Here is a 19269-nt window from a genome sequence, read left to right as displayed (position 1 = left end):
TGAGCCGAGGGAACACTCATGCCTGCACCCTTCGTCCTGGCCGTCGACATCGGCGGCACCAAACTCGAGACGGCGGTCGTCGATGCGGCGGGTCGCATCGTCGCGGGGTCGCGCTCCCGGCGGCCGACCGGTCGCGGACGCGACCGCGCGGAGGTCGTGACGGCGCTCCGTGAGAGCGTCGACCAGAGCCTCCGCGCGGCACCGGCCGGTGTCTCCGCGGCGGGCATCGGTTCGGCCGGCCCGGTGGACCTGCCGACCGGGACCGTGAGCCCGCACAATCTGCCGCTACTGCGCGGACTGCCGGTCCGCGAGATCGTCGAGAATGCCGCCGGCGTGCTCACGGTGCTCCGGCTCGACGGCACGTGCATCGCGGTGGCCGAGGAGTGGCTGGGCGCGACCCGCGGCAGCCGTGTGTCGATGAGCATGGTCGTGTCGACGGGCGTTGGCGGGGGCGTCATCGCCGACGGTGCACCGCTCGCGGGGGCCTCGGGAAACGCGGGCCACGTCGGACAGATCCATGTGCACACGGGCGCACCGCGAACCGCCGTCGAGGACAGCACGCTCGAGGCCGTGGCATCCGGACCGGCCGCTGTCCGTTGGGCGAGGGAGCGCGGGTGGGAGGGCGCCAGCGGTGAGGATCTCGCGCGCGGCGTCCTGCTGGGCGATCCCGTCGCCGAGCAGGCGACACGCCGATCGGCGTATCTCGTCGGACAGGCCGTCGCGAGCGTCGCCACGTTGCTCGACCTCGAGGTGGTCGCGATCGGCGGGGGGTTCTCGCGTGTGCGCGAGGACTACGTCGATCTCGTTCGGCGCTCGGTCGCGGAGAACGTCCTGTTCCCGTACGCCGCGCGCGTGCGTGTGTACCGTTCGGGCTTGGGCGACGAGGGACCGCTCCTCGGGGCGGCCGCCCTGGCTCTGCGCGTCGGCGACGCGGTGCGCACGTCTGCGGTGCCGTGAGCGCCGCCCGCCCGATGCGGCCCTTCCTCCGGCCGCATCGTCTGCGCATCGCGATCGCGGCTCTAGCCTTCATCGTCAAGGACAGCCCGCTGTGGGTCCTCCCCATCGTGACGGCCGAGGTGATCGACGCCCTCATCGCGGAAGCCGCGCCCGCGGCGCTCGTGCCCTGGGCGTTCCTGGCCGCGGCGGTCATGATCGTCAACGTCTCGGCGAACGCCGTGTACGTCCGCGCGTACTTCGCGGCCGTCCGCGGGCTCGGGGCCGATCTTCGACGGAGTCTCACCCAGCGGCTCCAGACCCTGTCTCTCAGCTACCACTCGCGCTCGGCGAGCGCGCTGGCGCAGACCAAGCTGGTGCGTGACGTCGAGAACGTCGAGCTGATGCTCCAGCAGAGCTTCGGGCCTGTCCTCACGGCGGCCACCGTCCTCGTCGGTGCCAGCGTGACGATAGGCGTGCGTGCACCGGCGTTCCTGGTCTTCTTCGCCGTCGCCGTGCCCCTCGCGGTGCTGCTCATCCGCTGGCTGCGTTCGCGGACGTCGGCGGCGAACGAACGCTTCCGCCGCGAGGTCGAGCGCTTCTCCACGCGCATCAGCGAGATGGGGTCGCTGCTGTCCGTCACGAGGGCCCACGCGCTCGAGGCCGTCGCCGTCGAGCGGGTCACCTCGAGTGCCGAGCGCGTGCGGGTTGCGGGCTTCGACCTCGACCGCATCAACGGACGGTTCGGGGCGATGTCGTGGGCGAGCTTCCAGGTCCTGAGCCTCGCGTGCCTGTTCGGGGCGGTGCTCGGCGCCCTCACCGGGGTCGTGGCGGTGTCGGCGGGGGATGTCATCCTGCTCAGCAGCTATTTCGGGCTGCTCACCGCGACGACGGTCGCCGTCTTCCAGCTCGCTCCCCTGCTCACCCGCGGGCGGGAATCCATCTCCTCGATGCAAGAACTGCTCACAGCCGACGAGGTCGAGCAGAACGAGGGCAAGCCCGCCCTGTCGAGGATCTCCGGTGATATCCGCTTCGACGCGGTGACCTTCGCCTACGCCCGTGAGCCCGTCCTCCACGACGTCGATCTGACCGTCGCGGCGGGAGAGACGGTGGCGTTCATCGGTCCGTCTGGGTCGGGCAAGTCGACTCTCCTGCACCTCGCACTCGGACTCATCAGTCCCGACCGGGGACGGGTGTCCATCGACGGACACGATCTCGTGGACATCGACCGTCGGACGTATCGACGATTCGTGTCGGTCGTGCCGCAGGAGCCCGTGCTCTTCGCCGCGTCGATCCGCGAGAACGTCGCCTACGGCCTGCCCGACCTCGACGACGACGCCGTCTGGAATGCGCTCGCGGGGGCGAATGCCCAGTCGTTCGTCCGTCAACTGCCCGAGGGGTGGGACACCGTCGTCGGCGAGCGCGGGGCGAGCCTGTCCGGCGGGCAGCGACAGCGTCTGGCCATCGCGCGCGCGCTCGCGCGCGATCCCCGCGTGCTGCTTCTCGACGAGGCGACGGCGGCCCTCGACGGCGAGTCCGAGGCGGCCGTGAACGACGCGCTCGCGACCCTTCGCGCCGGACGGACGACGCTCATCGTCGCCCACCGCCTGTCGACGATCCGGGCGGCCGACCGCATCGTCGTCCTCGACGCGGGCCGCGTCATCCAACAGGGGGATCACGACGCGCTCGCCGCGACCGAGGGCTACTACCGCACGATGCTCCAGCGCGCGGTGGCGACGTGAGCGCCGCCAATGCCGAGCTCACGGTGCGTGTGGTCCGCGGCATCCGGTACGCTCGCGCGCGGCGCTTCGAACGTCCCGTCCTGGAGTCCCCCGGTCCGGATCGGCTCGACGCCCGCGCGCCTCAGCCCGGCGTCGAGGGTTCGGAGGACTGCCTGCACCTCACGGTCTGGACCCCGGAGGGGGTGACGGCAGTGCCCGTGCTGGTCTGGATCCACGGCGGCGCGCACGTGAGCGGCGGCGTCGACGATCCCGTCACGGATGGCTCGCACCTGGCCGCAACGCAGGGTCTGGTCGTCGTCGCGGTGCAGTACCGGCTCGGCGCCCTCGGACACCTTCTCGGCGACGGTACGGAGGTGGGCCAAGATGCCGCGAACGCCGCGCTGCACGATCAGCTCGCGGCGCTGCGTTGGGTGCGGGACCACATCGCGACGTTCGGCGGCGACCCGTCGGCGGTGACCCTCATGGGCCAGTCCGCCGGTGGCGTCGATGTGCTCGCGCACCTCGGCGCCTCGACGGGTGAGGGGCTGTTCCACCGTGTCATCGCGCACAGCTGCACGGCGGAACGGGCGATGTCCCTCGCGCACGCGGCGCGTGTCCGCGACGCGTTCCTCGGCGCCGCCGGCGTCGGGTCGGTGCGTGAAGCGGCGGACCTGCCCGTCGCCGCGCTCATGGCGGCGCAGACCCGTGTCATCGACCGGCTTTCGGCTGCTGCTCCGATCGACGCAATCCCCTTCCGGCCCGTCATCGACGGGCGCCTCCTGCCCGAGCGCCCGCTTGAGGCGATCGCCTCCGGCGCCGGTGCCGACATCCCGCTGCTGATCGGGTCCGCGCGGCGCGAGGCCGTGCCGTGGATGGCGAAGGGTGTCGCGGAGGAGCACGCCCTCGCCGCCGTGCTGAGGGAGGTCGCGCCGTCGGCGTCGATCGCCGAGCTCTCGGCCGCATACGAGATCGACCGCGGTCGGCGGTCCGCGCAGGGGGAGCTGCGAGAGGCCGTGCTCTCCGAGCTGATGTACCGCTCGCCCGTCGACAGGGTGGTCGGGGCGCGCGCGGCGGCGCACGGCGCCGCCGCGACCTTCGTCTTCGACTTCGACCCCGCCGGGCTCACCGGCGTCGATGCCGGGCACTCGGGCGAGCTGCCGATGGTCTTCGGGACGTCGACGGCGCCGGCTGCGACTGAGCTCATGTCCCGCATGGTCGATGCGTGGGGCTCCTTCGCCCGTGGCGGGCGGCCGTCGAGCGAGGCGAGCTGGTGCGATGCGTCGGAGGGGGTCTTCCGCTGGGGCGCTCACCCGCAGATGATCCCCGCGAGCGATCCGGCCCTCCGTGCCGCCCTCGCCGCGGCCGGCGCGGTATGCGACCGGTTGTGAGTACGCCGCATCACCCGAGGCGGCGCTGCGGCGTTCCGGGCGTGGGCACTCAGTCGTTCCGCCCGTCGAGTGTCCAGGAAACGCCGTGCCCCGCGGAGTCGATGCGGCGTGTCGTGGACACTCGACGCGCGCGGGGCGGAGGGTCTGCGGGTCAGAACACGTACTCGAAGCACAGCGAGCGCGGCATCGTCTCGATATAGGGCTCGTACACCGGGATGGGGGTGAAGCCCGACGCGGCGTACATGCGCAGCGACTCGGCTTGCATCCTGCCGCTCTGCAGGATCACGCGGGACGCGCCGCCGCGGCGGGCGAGGTCGACGACCTGGGCGGTCAGTGCTCTCCCGACGCCGCGCCGACGGGCGGTGTCGCGCACGATCAGGCGCTTGAGTTCCCACTCGTCGCCGAGGCGCCGCAGCATCACGTGGCCGATCGGGCTGTCGTCGGCGTCGATCGCGAGCAGTGTCGCGACGATCTGCTCGCGATGCACGGCCAGCGCGGCGGTCCGCTTCGCGGCGAACTCGGGGGTGTCGTCGGCGTCGGCCTCGCGGTACCGCTCGTCGAGATCGTCGTCGAGGATGCCACGCAGGTACACGGCACGAGGGTCGTCGACGTCGACGGACTCGAGGCGGAAGGCGGGGGCGTTCACTCGTCGAGCCTAGCTTCGCGCTCGTCGCGGATGAACGCGCCGTGGCCGCGAGGCGACCCGATGGCGGGCCGCCGCACCCGCACGGCGCGTCGCGGACGCCGTCGATGCGGCGAGGCAGAATGAGGAGGGGGGAGGTGCGCAACGTGGAGCTCGCGCTGGGATTGGTGGCGGTGAGCGCGGCCGTGGCGACGGTCGTGTTCTTCGTCGCGATGCCGCGCATCGGAACCCCGGGCCGCACCACGCTCTTCCTGCGCTTCGCCGCCGTCGCCGGAGTGTGCGCCGTCGGATCGAGCGCGATGTACTTCATCTACACGGCGGGCGGTGGCATCCTGAGCCTCGTCCTGGGGGACGTGGCGATGGTGCTCGCGCCGTCGCTCCTGCTCGTCGCGGTGAGCGTCCTCGACGGCCGCAGCGCCCGGCGCACCTCGGCGGCCATCGTCGCCCTGGCGCTGCTGGTGGCGATCGTCACCGCGATCGTGCCGCTGCCCGGATCGCTCGCCGTCAAGGCCCTCGCGCTCGCACTCGCGTGCGGGGCCTGCGCCGTCGCCGCGTTCCGTGCCGACATCGACCCGCTCGCGCCGGTGCGACTCATCGCCGTGACGACGGCGGTGTTCGCCGTCTACTGCGTCGTCCGGGTCGTCGTCGGAGCTGGCGCGGGATGGGACTCGCTCGTCTACCTCGTGGGCTTCTCCTACGCCCCGGCGACGGTGCTGGGCGCCGCGGCGGTGGTTCTCTGCGGGGCGGCCGTCATCCGCCTGCGTTTCGGTGCACACGCGCACGAGAAGGAGGTCGAGTGCCCCAACGGCTCGCTCGTCGTCGTCGGAGACTGGGAACTGGCCGTCGCGGCGTACGGCGCGGATCGCGTGCACGAGCTCGTCGGTCAACTCCGGCAGGCGGCTCGCGGCCTCGACCCCCGCGCGCTCGAGGTTCCGCGCGGCGTCGAGCTGACGATCCCCGACCCGCTGTCGACGGTCAGCACCTGCCTGAAGAGCGACTACGGCTGGAAGGCCGAAGACGTGATCCTGCTCGTCGACGGCACCTCGACCGCGTCGATCCGGACGCAGACCGGCACCGTCCCGCGTCGGCGGTGGTGGAGGCTGAGGCGATCCTGAGTCTCGGCTAGGGTGGGACCCGGTTTCAGCTTTCGAAGGAGAACGCATGGATGTCTCAGGAGCCTCCGCCCTCGTCACCGGCGGTGCCTCGGGATTGGGCCTCGCCACCGCGCGACGCCTCGCAGGTGCCGGTGCGCACGTCACCATCGTCGACCTGCCCTCGTCGTCCGGCGCCGAGATCGCGGACGAGCTGGAAGGCGCCTTCGCCGCGGCGGACGTCACCGACCCGGAACAGATCGCCGCGGCCGCAGCCCGGGCGGCCGAGGCCGGCCCGCTCCGCGTGGTCGTGAACTGCGCCGGGATCGCCCCTCCCGCGAAGGTGCTCGACCGCGACGGAGCGCCCTCGTCGCTCGCCGACTTCGAGCGCGTCATCCGCGTCAACCTCCTCGGCACCTACAACGTCATCGCGCAGGCGTCCGCCGTCATGGCGAAGACCGACCCGATCGACGGGGGTGACCGGGGCGTCATCGTCAACACCGCGAGCGTCGCCGCGTTCGACGGCCAGATCGGCCAGCCGGCGTACTCGGCGAGCAAGGGTGGCGTGCACGCGATGACGCTGCCGATCGCCCGGGAGCTCGCGCGCCACGGCATCCGGGTGTGCACCATCGCGCCGGGCATCATGGAGACCCCGATGTTGAAGGGGCTGCCGCAGGCCGCGCAGGATTCGCTCGGTCAGCAGGTGCCCTACCCCTCGCGCCTCGGCGCCCCCGACGAGTACGCGCGACTCGTCCTCGCGATCGTCGACAACGGCTACCTCAACGGCGAGACGATCCGCCTCGACGGCGCGATCCGGATGGCGCCGAAATGACCGACGGCATCCTGCTCCACGTCGAGGGCGGGTTCGCCCGGGTCACCTTCGACCGCCCCGCCTCGCTGAACGCGATGGACTTCCCCATGGCCCGCCGCTGGCGCGAGGTCGCGCACGAGGTCACCTCCGACGCGTCGGTCGGGGCGGTGATCCTGGATGCCAACGGCCCCGCGTTCTGCGCCGGCGGCGACGTGGTCGCCATGTCGACGAGCGGGTCGTCCGGGGCCGAGGTCACCGAGACCGCCACAGCGATCCACGACGGCATCCGCACCTTCGCCGAGGCGCCGCTGCCGATGGTCGCCGCGGTGCAGGGGGCCGTGGCGGGCGGGGGTCTCGGGCTCATGCTCACCGCCGACTACGTCGTCGCGAGCGAGAACGCGCGGTTCGTCAGCCGGTACGCGAACATCGGGCTCACGCCCGACCTCGGCGTCTCGACCCTCCTGCCCGCGGCGATCGGGCAGCGCCGCGCGCTGCAGCTGCTGCTGCAGGATCGGATGCTGGATGCCGCGGAGGCCAGGGACTGGGGCCTCGTCGCCGAGGTCGTGGCATCCGCCGACCTCGCGACGCGGGTCGGGCAGATCGCCCGGTTCTGGCTCGACGGGGCGACGGCCGCGTTCGGGCAGGCCACACGCCTCGTGCGCGTCGGCGCGGGTCGCACGTTCGCCGAGAACCTCGATGACGAAGCCGCCACGATCGGCGCGGCCTTCGACACCCCCGAGGCGCGGGCGCGGGTCGCCGCGTTCGCCGCCGCCTCCGCGAAAGGACGCTCGTGACGCTCTCCGGGAAGACCATCCTCATGTCGGGCGGCAGCCGCGGCATCGGCCTCGCGATCGCGCTGCGCGCGGCCCGCGACGGAGCGAACATCGCGATGCTCGCCAAGACCGACACCCCGCACCCGAAGCTCGAGGGGACCGTGCACACCGCCGCCGAGGCGATCCGCGCGGCGGGCGGCCGCGCGCTGCCCATCGTCGGCGACGTGCGGGACGAGGCATCCATCACCGAAGCCGTGATGCGCACGGTGGGGGAGTTCGGCGGCATCGACATCGTCGTCAACAACGCCAGCGTGATCGACCTCTCGGGCTCGCTCGAGCTCGCGACGAAGAAGTACGACCTCATGCAGGACGTCAACGTGCGCGGTACGTTCCTGCTCTCGCGCGCGGCGATCCCGCAGTTGAAGGATGCCGAGAACCCGCACATCCTCTCGCTGTCGCCGCCCCTGAACGTCTCGGCGAAGTGGCTGGGCGCGCACACGGGGTACAGCCTCGCGAAGTTCGGCATGACGATGGCGACGCTGGGCCTCGCCTCCGAGTTCGCCGGCGACGGGATCGCCGCGAACACCCTCTGGCCGCGCACGACGATCGCGACCGCCGCCGTGCAGAACGTCATCGGCGGCGATCGCCTCATGCGCGTGTCGCGCACACCCGAGATCTACGCGGATGCGGCGTACGAGGTGCTGACCGCGCCGGCGCGCGAGCAGAGCGGGCAGACGCTCATCGTCGAGGACGTGCTTCTCGCCGCCGGGGTCACCGACTTCTCCGGCTACGCCGCGGTGCCGGGGACGCCGGATGAGGCGATGTACCCGGACATTTTCCTGGACTGACGCGCGGCGCGGCGTGCGGACGGGGCGGCGCGCGCCTGACCCGCGATAAACGCTCGCTGCACTCGGAAACGCTCTCGGCGGACGTTTCCCAGTGCAGCGAGCGTTTATCCAGCGGGCGCCGCGGCCAGCGGGCGCCGCGGGCCGGTGACCGGCGGATGCCGCGGCCGGCAGCAAGCGCCCGGCCCGGCGGCCGGCAGGCCCACGGCCTCAGATCAGGCCGAGCTCCGCGAACGCGTTGTGCACCCCGTCGTCGAGCACGGCGGTGGTGACCCGCCCCGCGAGGTGCTGGAGCTCGGGCACCGCGTTGCCCATCGCGACCGGCGTGCCGACGACCTCGAACATCTCGACGTCGTTCCAGCTGTCGCCGATGCCGATGGCATCCGCCGCCGACAGGCCCAGCTGGGCGAGGACGGACGTGATCGCAGAGCCCTTGGTCACCCCGGCCTGCCCGATCTCGCCGTTCGACCCGCCGGGCAGGGGAATCGACCCCGGGATGACGTGGAACCCGTCGCCGAGCGCCGCGGCAGCGTGGGCGACGGTGTCGGTCGAGGGGCTGACGAACACGGCCTTCGCGACCGCGTCGCGGTCGACGTCCGACACGGGGCGCGGTTCGCGCCACAGCGGCTGCTCGGCCGGCAGGCCCTGGGCCTCGAGCTCGGCGGCGCGCTGCGCGTGACGCTCGCGTCGATATTCCGTCATGACCGGCCCCATGCCGTCGCTGGCATACACCCCGCCGTGGGTCTGGAGGAAGTAGTGGATGCCGTGGGCCTCGAAGTAGCGTTCGAGGGCCTCGACGTCGTTCCGCGGCATCGGGCGTTCCACGATGAGCTCATCGTCGCGCATCGCGTAGGCGCCCCCGTTCGTGATGGCTCCGTCGAAGCCGATCGCGAGCACGTCGGGATGGATGTCGCCCGCCGACCGCCCGGTCGAGAGCCACACGAGGTGGCCGTTCTCGCGCGCGCGGCGGATCGCCGTCGCGGTCGAGGGGGCGATCACGGAGCCGTGCTCGAGGATCGTGCCGTCGACGTCGAGGAAGGCGATGCGGGTCATGTGCGCTCCAGGGAGGATCGACTGCGGGCCGTGCGGCCCGGGCCGATCCGGTCGGGGGAAGGGATGCGTGGGGGTGCGCCACCGCGGGGCGCTGCCGTGGTCACCGTATCGCGTTCCGTCCCGGGGGAGCGCCGGGTGGTCCGGCATCCGTCGCTCATCGTGTACAGTCGCCGGTGGACATGTGACTGGTCATGCAGGCAGGATCCGAACGCAGTGCGAGAGCACCGCCTTCGGGTCCTTTTTTGTTTGCCCGGGCGACTTCGGAGTCGACGTCGCGACGCGTGTCCTTCGATCCAAGGAAGGACTTCGATGACCACTCAGGACAGCGCCCGCGCGATCCTCGAGCACGTCGGGGGAGCGGCCAACGTGGCCTCGCTCCACCACTGCTCGACCCGCCTCCGCTTCACACTCGCCGATGACTCGCAGGCCGATGAGGCCGCCCTGAAGGCCACGCCCGGCGTCATCGGCGTGGTGCTCGGCACCCAGACGCAGGTGATCGTGGGCTCGGGCGTCAACGACTTCTTCCGCGAGATCGAGAAGATCCGCGGCGGAAGCGGGACCCGTTCCGCCGCACGCGCGGAGACGACGAAGCCGAAGCTGACCCTCAAGCGCGCCGGGTCGGTGTTCATGGACTTCGTCGTCGGCGTCTTCACCCCGATCATCCCCGCCGTCGCGGGTGCGGGCATCTTCAAGTCGTTCCTCATCCTCGCGGTGGCCCTCGGCTGGCTGCAGACGACCGATCAGACCTATCAGGTGCTCACCGCGATCCCCGACGCGGTCTTCTTCTTCCTGCCGCTGCTCGTCACCTACACCGCGGCGAAGAAGCTCGACACGAACATCCCGCTCGCCCTGGGCATCGTGGGTCTGCTCGTCTTCCCGACGTTCGCCGGCCTGCTGACGCAGGAGGGCGGTGTCGCCCTCTTCGGACTGACCGTTCCCGCCATCGCCTACAACGCTCAGGTCTTCCCGCCGATCCTCGCCGTGCTGCTGCTGGCGGTGGTCGAGCGTCTCGCGCGCCGCATCAGCCCGAGCGTCATCAGCACGTTCCTCGTCCCGCTGATCTGCTTCATCGTCGTCGCCCCCGCCACGATCTTCCTGCTCGGCCCGCTCGGCTTCTTCCTCGGAACGCTGCTGACGGGGGCGATGCTCTGGCTCTACGGCACGCTCGGCTGGATCGCCGTGGCCCTGATGGCCGCCGCCCTGCCGTTCATCGTCTCGGTCGGCATGCACAAGGCGTTCATCCCGCCGACGGTGGCCACCATGGCATCCGCGGGTCGGGAGAGCTTCTACCTCGTCGCCTCGCTCGCCCACAACCTCGCCGAGGCGGGCTCGAGCCTCGCGATCGCCGTGCGCACGAAGAACAAGACGCTGCGGGGAACCGCGATCTCCTCGGGCATCTCGGCCTTCTTCGGCATCACGGAGCCGGCCCTGTACGGCGTGACGCTGCAGAACCGTCGCGCGATCATCTCCGTCGTCATCGGCGCGTTCGTGGGTGGTTCGTACCTCGGCATCGCGGCGATCTCGGCCTTCGCGCTGGTCAGCCCGGGAGCCGCGTCCATCTCGATGTTCATCGACATGGCCAACCCGTGGAACCTGCTGCACGCCGTCATCGGCGCCCTCGTCGCCATGGTGACCTCCTTCGTCGTGTCGCTGGTGATCTGGAAGGACTCCGATTCCGCCACCGTGCGCCTGCTCGAGCAGCAGTCCGGCGCGTCCGTTCCCGTCGCCGACGCCGCGGGCGGGGTGGTCGCACCGATGACCGGCGAGATCGTCGCGCTCGGTGCCGTCGACGACCCGGTGTTCTCGGGCGGCATCCTCGGACCCGGGGTCGCCATCCGTCCCACGGACGGCGAGGTGCGCGCCCCCATCAGCGGCGTCGTGTCGAGCCTCCTTCCCTCGCGCCACGCCCTCGGCATCCTCGGCGACGACGGCCTCGAGGTGCTCGTGCACGTGGGCCTGGACACCGTGCGACTCGAGGGTGCGCCGTTCATCGCCCACGTCGAGCAGGGCGACCGGGTCGAGGCGGGCCAGCGCGTGCTCACCGCCGACCTCGCCGCGATCGAAGCGGCCGGACTCGACATCACGACGCCCGTCGTCGTGCTCAACGGCGACGCGTACGACGTCGCCCCCCTCGCCACCGGACGGGTCGCCGCGGGCGACGCGCTGCTGGCCATCGACGCGAAGGAGACCGCGAATGGGATTGCCTGACGGATTCCTCTGGGGCGGCGCCCTCGCCGCCAATCAGGCCGAAGGGGCCTGGAACGAAGGGGGCCGCGGCCCCGCCGTGTCGGACGTGGCGAAGTACCGCCCGAACGTCGACCCCCGCGAGTACGCCGTGCACCACCAGCACACCCTCGACAGCATCGCCGCGGCCATGGCGGACGACGACATCTCGCTCTATCCGAAGCGACGCGGCATCGACTTCTACCACCGCTACCGCGAGGATCTGGCGTTGTTCGCCGAGATGGGGTTCTCGGTGCTGCGCGTCTCGATCGCGTGGTCGCGGTTGTACCCGACCGGTGAGGAGCAGGAGCCGAACGAGGAGGGCATCGCCTTCTACCTCGATCTCTTCACGGAGATGCGCCGTCTCGGCATCCGACCGCTGGTGACGCTGTCGCACTACGACGCGCCCCTCGCCCTCGCGCTGAAGAACAACGCCTGGGTGGACCGCGGCACGATCGCGCTGTTCGAGCGGTTCTCGCGCACCTGCTTCGAGCGGTTCGGCCACCTCGTCGACCTGTGGCTGTCGTTCAACGAGATCGACGGGATCATCCGCCACCCCTTCACCTCGGGCGGCATCATCGACGAGACCGTCGAGGGCTCGCTGGAGCAGGCCTGCTACACGGCGCTGCACCACCAGTTCGTGGCGTCGGCATCCGTGACGAAGATCCTCCACGAGCTGTGGCCGGCGTCCGAGATGGGCTGCATGCTCACCATGCTCACCACCTACCCGAATACCTGCCACCCCGACGATGTCGCCGCCACCCAGGCCAAGGAGCGCCTGCTCTACCTGTGCACAGACGTGCAGGCCGGCGGCGCCTACCCGCGCCTGGCGCTGAAGGCCCTGGAGGCGAAGGGCATCGTCATCCCGTTCGAAGAGGGCGATGTCGAGCTGCTGCGCGCGCACCCCGTCGACTACATCTCCTTCTCCTACTACATGACCCTCACCGAGTCGGTGCGACCGGATGCCGAGCGCACCCCGGGCAACACCGTGCTCGGCGTGAAGAACCCGTTCCTGGAGTCCAGCGAGTGGGGCTGGCAGATCGACCCGGTCGGGCTGCGCATCTCGCTCATCGACCTCTACGACCGCTACGGCAAGCCGCTGTTCATCGTCGAGAACGGCCTGGGCATGCGCGACGAGCTCACCGACGACGGCCGGATCCACGATCCGTACCGCATCGACTACTTCCGCTCCCACTTCGCCGAGATGATCCGCGCCGTGGATGAGGGCGTCGACCTGCGGGGGTACGCGAGCTGGGCGCCGATCGACATCATCAGCGCATCGTCGTCGCAGATCTCCAAGAGGTACGGTTTCATCCACGTCGACCAGGACGACCTCGGCAACGGCACCGGCGAACGACGTCGCAAGGACTCGTTCTTCTGGTACCGCAAGGTCATCGCCTCGAACGGGGCCGACCTGGCGTGATCGCCACCGCGGCGCATCCGCCGGGGTCGACGGAGACACCCATGCAGATCATCAAGAAGGTGCTGAACTCCAGCGTCGTGCTCGTCGAGGACGAGCGCGGTGTGGAGCGCGTGCTGCTCGGCAAGGGCATCGGCTTCGGTGCCAAGCCGGGCGCCACGGTCGCGCCCGAGGACACCGACCGCGTGTTCGTCGCGCTCGACGACACCGACCAGCGCAACCTCGTCGAGCTGCTCGCCCAGATCCCGGGGGAGTTCGTCGAACTGACCCGTTCGATCGTGATGGATGCCGAGGACGGTGGCATCCAGCTCGATCCGCACATCTATCTGACGCTCACCGATCACCTGCACTTCGCGGTGGAACGGCTGCGTCGGGGACTGCGTGTCACGAACCGGCTCGCGTGGGAGGTGCGCACGGTCTATCCCGCGGAGTACGAGGTCGGCCTGCGTGCCCTCGCGCTGCTGCGCGAGCGCACGGGGGCGGCCCTCCCCGACGAGGAGGCGGCCAACATCGCGTTCCACCTCGTCAACTCCGAGGTGGGTCGTCCGGCCGTCGATTCGATGCGGGTGGTCGGCCTCATCTCCGACATCACCACGATCGTCACGCACTCCGGGGGAGTGGCCCTGGATGCCGACGACCTGCACACGCGCCGATTCCTCACGCACCTGCAGTTCTTCGCCGAGCGCCTGTTCTCCGGCCGGCTCGCGGCGCAGGACGACGACCTGCTGTTCGCGACCATGACGGCCAAGCACCCGCGCGCGGTGGCCACGGCCGAGCGCGTCCGCGCGTTCGTGCTCCGCGAGCATCAGGTCGCGATCTCCGACGAGGAGGTCGGCTATCTCGCCCTCCACATCGCTCGCGCACAGTCGAGCTGAACACCTGAAAGGTCCCTCCCCATGGCACAGCGCACCGCCGTTTTCGGCTCCCCGTCCGGCCTGCATTCCCGCCCGGCGGCCACCATCGCCCGTGCGGCCGCGGCATCGAAGCACACGGTGACCCTCGCCGCCGGCGACACCTCCGTCGACGCCCGCAGCATCCTCGCGCTGCTGCAGCTGGGTGTGAAGACGGGCGACGAGGTCGCCCTCGAGGTCGACGGGCCCGAGGCCGATCGCGTCGCCGATGAACTCCGGGCGCTGCTCGAGCGGGATCTCGACGCCGCCTGACCCTGACGGCGCGAGGGGTCGGTCGGGAGTCTCCCCCCGACTTCGGTGGTCGGCCCCTCGCGCTCTTCCCTCCCCGGCCGTCCGAGCGGGGGACGTGCGCTCCCACGGGGTCTTCCCGGGGCGCTCGTCGGCGGCACCGGCGTGGGGCGGGGCGGGCGTCCGCTTTTCGCGCCGGTGCCCGGCTCCGCGCCCAGCCGCGTCGCAGCCGCGCCCCGGTACCCTGGAAATCATGACCGATCAGCCCCCCGTGCGCTCCACCACGCCCCGGCAGGCGCGCCCCGCGGGGGCGCCGGCCGACACCGGCATCCGCGAGACGAAGCCGAAGACCGGACGCCAGGTCCGCCCCGCGACAGAGGGATGGCAGCAGGCCAAGGATGAGACCGGCCGGCCGCTTCTGCAGTTCGCCAGCCCCAAGCGCGGCAAGCCCCCGGTGCACCTCGCCGACCTGACCGCCGACGAGCGCGTCGCCAAGGTGAAGGAGCTGGGGCTCCCCGGCTTCCGCGCGAAGCAGCTCGAGAAGCACTACTTCACCCACTACACGTCGGACGCCGCCGACATGACCGACCTCCCGGCATCCGGTCGCGAAGAGCTCGTCGCCGGCATGCTCCCGCCGCTGCTCACCGAGGTGCGGCGCCTGGAGACCGACCGCGGCGACACGATCAAGTTCCTCTGGAAGCTGCACGACGGCGCCCTCGTGGAGTCCGTGCTCATGCGCTACCCCGGCCGCATCACGCTGTGCGTGTCGAGCCAGGCCGGCTGCGGCATGAACTGCCCGTTCTGCGCCACCGGTCAGGCGGGGCTGACCCGCAACATGTCGGCCGCCGAGATCATCGAGCAGATCGTGCGCGCCAACGCGCTCATCGCCGCCGGCGGCCTCGGCGGCAAGAAGCGCGACGATCACTCGCTCGATCGCGTGTCGAACATCGTCTTCATGGGCATGGGCGAGCCGCTCGCGAACTACGCGCGGGTCATGCAGGCCGTGCGCGTGATGGTCGACAAGGAGCACGGGCTCGGCATGAGCGCGCGAGGCATCACGGTGTCGACCGTGGGCCTGGTCCCGGCGATCAAGAAGCTCGCCGACGAGGACATCCCGGTCACCTTCGCCCTCTCGCTGCACGCGCCCGACGACGACCTGCGCGACGAGCTCATCCCGGTGAACTCGCGCTGGAAGGTCGACGAGGCCCTGGATGCCGCCCGCGCCTACTTCGACAAGACCGGGCGTCGCGTGTCGATCGAGTACGCCCTGATCAAAGACATGAACGATCACGCCTGGCGCGCCGACCTTCTGGCCGACAAGCTCAACGCCCGCGGTCGGGGATGGGTGCACGTCAACCCGATCCCGTTGAACCCGACTCCGGGGTCGATCTGGACGGCATCCGAGGTGCCCGTGCAGAACGAGTTCGTGCGTCGTCTGAACGACGCCGGCATCCCGACGACCCTGCGCGACACCCGCGGCAAGGAGATCGACGGGGCGTGCGGCCAGCTCGTCGCGACGGAAGAAGACGAGGCCGTGGCGGCCGCGACGTCATAGACGGGTGTCCCGAACGGCTCGACGAGCGAAGCGGGGAGTGACCGCCGACGCACCTACGGCGGCCGGCGGCCCCGCTGTCGGTGGCCGGGGCTAGCGTGGAATCATGGTCGCTTATCGCTATCTCGGTAACAGTGGATTCAAGATCTCGGAGATCACCCTCGGCAACTGGGTGACCCACGGTTCGCAGGTCGGAGACGACGCCGCCATCAAGACCGTGCACGCCGCGCTCGACGCGGGGATCACGACCTTCGACACCGCCGACACGTACGCCAACACCGCGGCGGAGACCGTGCTCGGCAAGGCGCTGGACGGCCAGCGCCGCGAGTCGCTCGAGATCTTCACGAAGGTGTACTTCCCCACCGGTCCCGGTGGCCCCAACGACACCGGCCTCAGCCGCAAGCACATCATGGACTCCATCAACGGGTCGCTGAAGCGCCTCGGCACCGACTACGTCGACCTCTACCAGGCTCACCGGTTCGACTACGAGACCCCGCTCGAAGAGACGTTCCAGGCGTTCGCCGACGTCGTCCGCCAGGGCAAGGCGCTGTACATCGGCGTCTCCGAGTGGACCGCCGAGCAGCTGCGCGAGGGCCACGCGCTCGCGAAGCAGCTCGGCATCCAGCTCATCTCGAACCAGCCGCAGTACTCGATGCTGTGGCGCGTGATCGAGGGCAAGGTCGTGCCGACGAGCGAGGAGCTCGGCATCTCGCAGATCGTCTGGTCGCCCATGGCGCAGGGCGTGCTGAGCGGGAAGTACCTGCCCGGTCAGCCCGTGCCGGAGGGTTCGCGCGCCACCGATGAGAAGAGCGGCGCGAACTTCATCAAGCGGTTCCTGAACGACGACACCCTCGAAGCGGTGCAGCGCCTGAAGCCCATCGCCGACGAGGCCGGGCTCACGATGCCGCAGCTCGCGATCGCGTGGGTGCTGCAGAACCCCAACATCGCCGCCGCCCTGGTCGGAGCCTCGCGTCCCGAGCAGTTGCAGGACACCGTCAAGGCGTCGGGCGTCACCCTCGATGCCGACGCCCTCGCGGCCATCGACGCCGCGCTGGGCGACGCGGTGTTCTCCGACCCGGAGAACACGTACGAGGTGTCGCCGAAGAAGCGCCTGGTCTGACCTGGACGGAAGGCGGGTCGGGCGTTCGCGCTCGGCCCGCTTTCGCGTCCCCGCCCGTGCGGCGGAGGTCGCCGAGCTCGTCGGGGCCCGGGCGCCCCGTCCCCCGGCCCCCGGCGCGCCCACGCCCCGCCCCCGGCGCGCCCCGTCCCCGGCCCCCGGCGCGCGGCGTCGCAGACGAAACCGCCTCGCGTTGTCCAGACCGCATGCGCGTGCGAACCGCCGGATGCGGTCTCGAGCAACGGATGCGGTCTCGCCGTGCCGAGCCCGCCCCCGGGTGGCGCGCGATGTGACCGCGGCCGGCACCGCTGGGCCGCGCCACAGCCCCCGTACAGGAGAGGGCAGGGTCGACGTCGTACCCTCTGCGAATGTCCTTTTCCGCTCACCGACCCGGCCGTTTCGGCTCCGACGGTCGCATCGAGTTCACGACGGACGAGGAACGCGTGCAGTACCTCGACGACATCCTCGCCGCACAGAACGCCGCCGCGCGCCCCGCCGACGCGCAGGAGCACGCCTCCGAGCCGTGGGGCGCGCCGCCCGCCGACGACGAGCCGCGCGATCCCTTTCTCGACGACGGAGAGGGCGAAGTCCGCGGCGCCGACCCCCACCGCGACCCGCGCGACGACGATGCGACCGACGCGCACGACACCCTCGTCATCGACCGTGCGCACGCCGACGCCGACGCCGACGCCGACGCGGAGACCGAGGTCGCCCCCGAGGCGGTCCTCGCGGCTCCCGCCGTGGCATCCATCCCGGTGACCTCCGAGCCCCGCCAGCCGCGCTTGCGGCGCCACGACCCCCGTCGACCGCGTCTGTCGCTGATCCGGCGCATGGCCGTGCTCGGCGGTGCCGACAACGACGTGCTCGACGAGGTGCCCGAAGAGGTGCCGCGCTTCGTGCAGATGTTCCTCGTGCTCGCCGGCACCGCGCTCGTGTCCGCGCTGTCGATGATGTTCGCGCTCCTCACGGGCGTGCGGGTCAGCCTCCTGCTCGCGATCCCCCTCGCGATCGTGTGGGGCCTGATCATCTTCAACCTCGACCGCTTCCTCACCTCGACGATGCGCTCGACGAAGAACGTCTTCCGCCTGCTCGGGCTCGCGATGCCGCGCGTGATCATGGCGGCGCTCATCGGCGTCGTGGTCGCCGAGCCGCTCGTGCTGCAGATCTTCCAGAACGACATCAACCGCGAGGTCAACGCGACCAACATCACGCAGGCCCTGAGCGATCAGGATGCCGTGACCAACGGCCCCGAGAAGCAGGCCCTCGACGCGGCCACGGCCCAGGTCTCGGCGCTTGAGAACCAGGCCGCGACCGGCATCGTCACCGGCACCTCGTCGACCTCGGCCGAGTCGGCCGCCGCCCAGCAGACCGTCGACCAGCTCACGCAGCAGCTCGCGGCGCAGCAGAGCGTGATCGACCAGGCACGCGCGGTGTACCAGTGCGAGCTGACCGGGCAGGGCGCCGGAACGGTCCCGGGCTGCACCGGTGTCGCAGGCGACGGCGCGAGCTCCGACGCCGCCCAGGCGCAGCTGCAGCAGGCGCAGACGGCGTACGACGCGCTGTCGACCCAGTTGCAGCAGGCGCAGTCGACGCTGGCCGCCGCCAACACCGCGGGCGTTGCGGCTGCGGCATCCTCCGCCGAGGCGAACAAGCAGCAGGCCGAAGACCAGCTGCCCGCCGCTCGCGCGCAGTACGAGTCGGCGCTCGCCGCGTACAACGCCCGGGCGTCGTCCGTCGCCGACGGCAACGCCGGCGCCGTGGGCCTGCTGAGTCAGATCACGGCGCTCGAGCGCCTGTCCGACCGCGAGCCGGTGCTGCGCTGGGCGCACTACCTCATCGCCGCGCTGTTCTTCATGATCGAGCTGCTGCCCGTCCTCGTGAAGGTGCTGACCGGTTTCGGCGGCCCCTCGCTGTACGAGAAGGCGGAGAAGATGCGCGGGCAGATCGCCCTCGACCGGGTGTCGGCTCGCACCTTCCGCAAACGCGCCGACATCATCGCCGACGAGGCCCACCGCGTTCCGGCGGTCACGGCCTGATGGTTGCCTGGAGCGCGGGGCTGCTGCTGTACCGCCTGGGCCCCGCGCCCCAGGTGCTCATCGCCCACATGGGCGGCCCGTTCTGGGCGAAGAAGGAGGCCGGCGCGTGGTCGCTCCCGAAGGGCGAGTTCGACCCCGCCGCGGAGGGGGCGTTGGATGCCGCCCACCGGGAGTTCCGCGAGGAGCTCGGCATCGAGCCGCCCGAGACGGACTGGGCCGAGCTCGGCACCTTCGCCTACAGCAGCGGGAAGAAGGTCGTCGTCTTCTGCGGTGACGGCGCCGGGTTCACGGCATCCGGAGAAGACTTCGTGTTCGGGGAGTTCGAGATGGAGTGGCCACCGCGCTCCGGCCGCACGGCGTCGTTCCCCGAGGTCGACCGCGCCGAGTGGATGGACCTGGATGCCGCGCGCGACGCGCTCGTGAAGGGCCAGCGCCCCGCGATCGACGCGCTCGAGAGGGCGCTGCAGGAGCTCGCCGGCGCGTGACGCGCCCTCGCGCTTCCGCGTCCCCAGCCCGGGCGCGCT

At 71.2% G+C, this 19269-nt stretch carries 17 protein-coding genes; 15 read left to right on the top strand and 2 right to left on the bottom strand.

Annotated features, from left to right (window positions below; all coding sequences use genetic code 11):
* Positions 1-18: 18 nt before the first annotated feature.
* From ACFZA2_RS05545 to ACFZA2_RS05535, 3 genes are read left to right on the top strand one after another with little or no spacing between them, the layout of a single operon-like run.
* Positions 19-957 carry an ROK family protein gene (locus tag ACFZA2_RS05545; protein ID WP_391401754.1) on the top strand — a complete coding sequence of 313 codons (939 nt, stop codon included), beginning with the start codon at positions 19-21 and terminating at the stop codon, positions 955-957.
* The gene (locus ACFZA2_RS05540; RefSeq protein WP_391401751.1) at positions 954-2675 is read left to right on the top strand and encodes an ABC transporter ATP-binding protein; all 1722 of its coding nucleotides are present in this window, start codon (positions 954-956) and stop codon (positions 2673-2675) included. The genes ACFZA2_RS05545 and ACFZA2_RS05540 overlap by 4 nt, the downstream gene beginning before the upstream one ends.
* Positions 2672-4042 carry a carboxylesterase family protein gene (locus tag ACFZA2_RS05535; RefSeq protein ID WP_391401748.1) on the top strand — a complete coding sequence of 457 codons (1371 nt, stop codon included), beginning with the start codon at positions 2672-2674 and terminating at the stop codon, positions 4040-4042. Before ACFZA2_RS05540 ends, ACFZA2_RS05535 begins: the two co-directional genes overlap by 4 nt.
* 151 nt (positions 4043-4193) lie before the next feature.
* Here the strand turns inward: ACFZA2_RS05535 and ACFZA2_RS05530 are convergent, their stop codons facing one another.
* Positions 4194-4688, bottom strand: coding sequence for a GNAT family N-acetyltransferase (locus ACFZA2_RS05530; protein WP_391401745.1), 495 nt, complete (start codon positions 4686-4688; stop codon positions 4194-4196).
* 143 nt (positions 4689-4831) lie between these two features.
* On the opposite strand from ACFZA2_RS05530, the gene ACFZA2_RS05525 reads away from it, so the two are divergent.
* The 4 genes from ACFZA2_RS05525 to ACFZA2_RS05510 are packed head-to-tail and all read left to right on the top strand — an operon-like array spanning position 4832 to position 8208.
* Positions 4832-5800: a hypothetical protein gene (locus tag ACFZA2_RS05525; protein WP_391401742.1), complete on the top strand. Its 969-nt coding sequence runs from the start codon at positions 4832-4834 to the stop codon at positions 5798-5800.
* A gap of 46 nt (positions 5801-5846) precedes the next feature.
* Complete coding sequence (locus ACFZA2_RS05520) at positions 5847-6608, top strand: SDR family NAD(P)-dependent oxidoreductase (RefSeq protein ID WP_391401740.1); 762 nt, start codon at positions 5847-5849, stop codon at positions 6606-6608.
* Positions 6605-7381 carry an enoyl-CoA hydratase/isomerase family protein gene (locus ACFZA2_RS05515; RefSeq protein ID WP_391401737.1) on the top strand — a complete coding sequence of 259 codons (777 nt, stop codon included), beginning with the start codon at positions 6605-6607 and terminating at the stop codon, positions 7379-7381. The genes ACFZA2_RS05520 and ACFZA2_RS05515 overlap by 4 nt, the downstream gene beginning before the upstream one ends.
* Entirely contained in the window at positions 7378-8208 is an 831-nt protein-coding gene (locus ACFZA2_RS05510; RefSeq protein ID WP_391401734.1) for an SDR family oxidoreductase, read from the top strand. The genes ACFZA2_RS05515 and ACFZA2_RS05510 overlap by 4 nt, the downstream gene beginning before the upstream one ends.
* Positions 8209-8415: 207 nt before the next feature.
* Here the strand turns inward: ACFZA2_RS05510 and ACFZA2_RS05505 are convergent, their stop codons facing one another.
* Positions 8416-9258 (bottom strand): Cof-type HAD-IIB family hydrolase, encoded by an 843-nt coding sequence (locus ACFZA2_RS05505; RefSeq protein ID WP_391401731.1) that lies wholly within the window; start codon positions 9256-9258, stop codon positions 8416-8418.
* A gap of 309 nt (positions 9259-9567) precedes the next feature.
* On the opposite strand from ACFZA2_RS05505, the gene ACFZA2_RS05500 reads away from it, so the two are divergent.
* The 8 genes from ACFZA2_RS05500 (at position 9568) to ACFZA2_RS05465 (ending at position 19230) form a co-directional block, all read left to right on the top strand.
* A complete protein-coding gene (locus ACFZA2_RS05500; protein WP_391401729.1) occupies positions 9568-11466 on the top strand; it encodes a beta-glucoside-specific PTS transporter subunit IIABC in 1899 nt (632 codons plus the stop codon).
* Positions 11453-12904 (top strand): family 1 glycosylhydrolase, encoded by a 1452-nt coding sequence (locus tag ACFZA2_RS05495; RefSeq protein WP_391401726.1) that lies wholly within the window; start codon positions 11453-11455, stop codon positions 12902-12904. Before ACFZA2_RS05500 ends, ACFZA2_RS05495 begins: the two co-directional genes overlap by 14 nt.
* A 41-nt stretch (positions 12905-12945) precedes the next feature.
* Positions 12946-13776: a PRD domain-containing protein gene (locus tag ACFZA2_RS05490; RefSeq protein ID WP_391401723.1), complete on the top strand. Its 831-nt coding sequence runs from the start codon at positions 12946-12948 to the stop codon at positions 13774-13776.
* Between the two features lie 21 nt (positions 13777-13797).
* On the top strand, positions 13798-14064 hold the full coding sequence (locus ACFZA2_RS05485; RefSeq protein WP_391401720.1) for an HPr family phosphocarrier protein: 267 nt from the start codon (positions 13798-13800) through the stop codon (positions 14062-14064).
* A gap of 229 nt (positions 14065-14293) precedes the next feature.
* Positions 14294-15595: a 23S rRNA (adenine(2503)-C(2))-methyltransferase RlmN gene (gene rlmN, locus ACFZA2_RS05480; protein ID WP_391401717.1), complete on the top strand. Its 1302-nt coding sequence runs from the start codon at positions 14294-14296 to the stop codon at positions 15593-15595.
* 103 nt (positions 15596-15698) lie between these two features.
* Positions 15699-16712: an aldo/keto reductase family protein gene (locus ACFZA2_RS05475; protein ID WP_391401711.1), complete on the top strand. Its 1014-nt coding sequence runs from the start codon at positions 15699-15701 to the stop codon at positions 16710-16712.
* Positions 16713-17077: 365 nt separating this feature from the next.
* A complete protein-coding gene (locus ACFZA2_RS05470) occupies positions 17078-18745 on the top strand; it encodes a DUF4407 domain-containing protein (protein WP_391401710.1) in 1668 nt (555 codons plus the stop codon).
* A complete protein-coding gene (locus ACFZA2_RS05465) occupies positions 18745-19230 on the top strand; it encodes an NUDIX domain-containing protein (RefSeq protein ID WP_391401708.1) in 486 nt (161 codons plus the stop codon). Before ACFZA2_RS05470 ends, ACFZA2_RS05465 begins: the two co-directional genes overlap by 1 nt.
* Positions 19231-19269 lie beyond the last annotated feature (39 nt).

The organism is Microbacterium sp. NPDC007973 (assembly GCF_042958465.1).
Taxonomy (GTDB): domain Bacteria; phylum Actinomycetota; class Actinomycetes; order Actinomycetales; family Microbacteriaceae; genus Microbacterium; species Microbacterium galbum.
The sequence above is the reverse complement of the archived record's forward strand: the minus strand, read 5'-3'. Positions and strand labels throughout refer to the sequence as shown.

Excerpts from the sequence above, each read along its gene's own strand:
- ACFZA2_RS05465 (WP_391401708.1), top strand. The coding sequence starts at position 18,745 with ATGGTTGCCTGGAGCGCGGGGCTGCTGCTGTACCGCCTGGGCCCCGCG.
- ACFZA2_RS05545 (WP_391401754.1), top strand. The coding sequence starts at position 19 with ATGCCTGCACCCTTCGTCCTGGCCGTCGACATCGGCGGCACCAAACTC.
- ACFZA2_RS05520 (WP_391401740.1), top strand. The coding sequence starts at position 5,847 with ATGGATGTCTCAGGAGCCTCCGCCCTCGTCACCGGCGGTGCCTCGGGA.
- ACFZA2_RS05515 (WP_391401737.1), top strand. The coding sequence starts at position 6,605 with ATGACCGACGGCATCCTGCTCCACGTCGAGGGCGGGTTCGCCCGGGTC.
- ACFZA2_RS05475 (WP_391401711.1), top strand. The coding sequence starts at position 15,699 with ATGGTCGCTTATCGCTATCTCGGTAACAGTGGATTCAAGATCTCGGAG.
- ACFZA2_RS05505 (WP_391401731.1), bottom strand. The coding sequence starts at position 9,258 with ATGACCCGCATCGCCTTCCTCGACGTCGACGGCACGATCCTCGAGCAC.
- ACFZA2_RS05485 (WP_391401720.1), top strand. The coding sequence starts at position 13,798 with ATGGCACAGCGCACCGCCGTTTTCGGCTCCCCGTCCGGCCTGCATTCC.
- rlmN (WP_391401717.1), top strand. The coding sequence starts at position 14,294 with ATGACCGATCAGCCCCCCGTGCGCTCCACCACGCCCCGGCAGGCGCGC.
- ACFZA2_RS05470 (WP_391401710.1), top strand. The coding sequence starts at position 17,078 with ATGTCCTTTTCCGCTCACCGACCCGGCCGTTTCGGCTCCGACGGTCGC.
- ACFZA2_RS05495 (WP_391401726.1), top strand. The coding sequence starts at position 11,453 with ATGGGATTGCCTGACGGATTCCTCTGGGGCGGCGCCCTCGCCGCCAAT.
- ACFZA2_RS05490 (WP_391401723.1), top strand. The coding sequence starts at position 12,946 with ATGCAGATCATCAAGAAGGTGCTGAACTCCAGCGTCGTGCTCGTCGAG.
- ACFZA2_RS05500 (WP_391401729.1), top strand. The coding sequence starts at position 9,568 with ATGACCACTCAGGACAGCGCCCGCGCGATCCTCGAGCACGTCGGGGGA.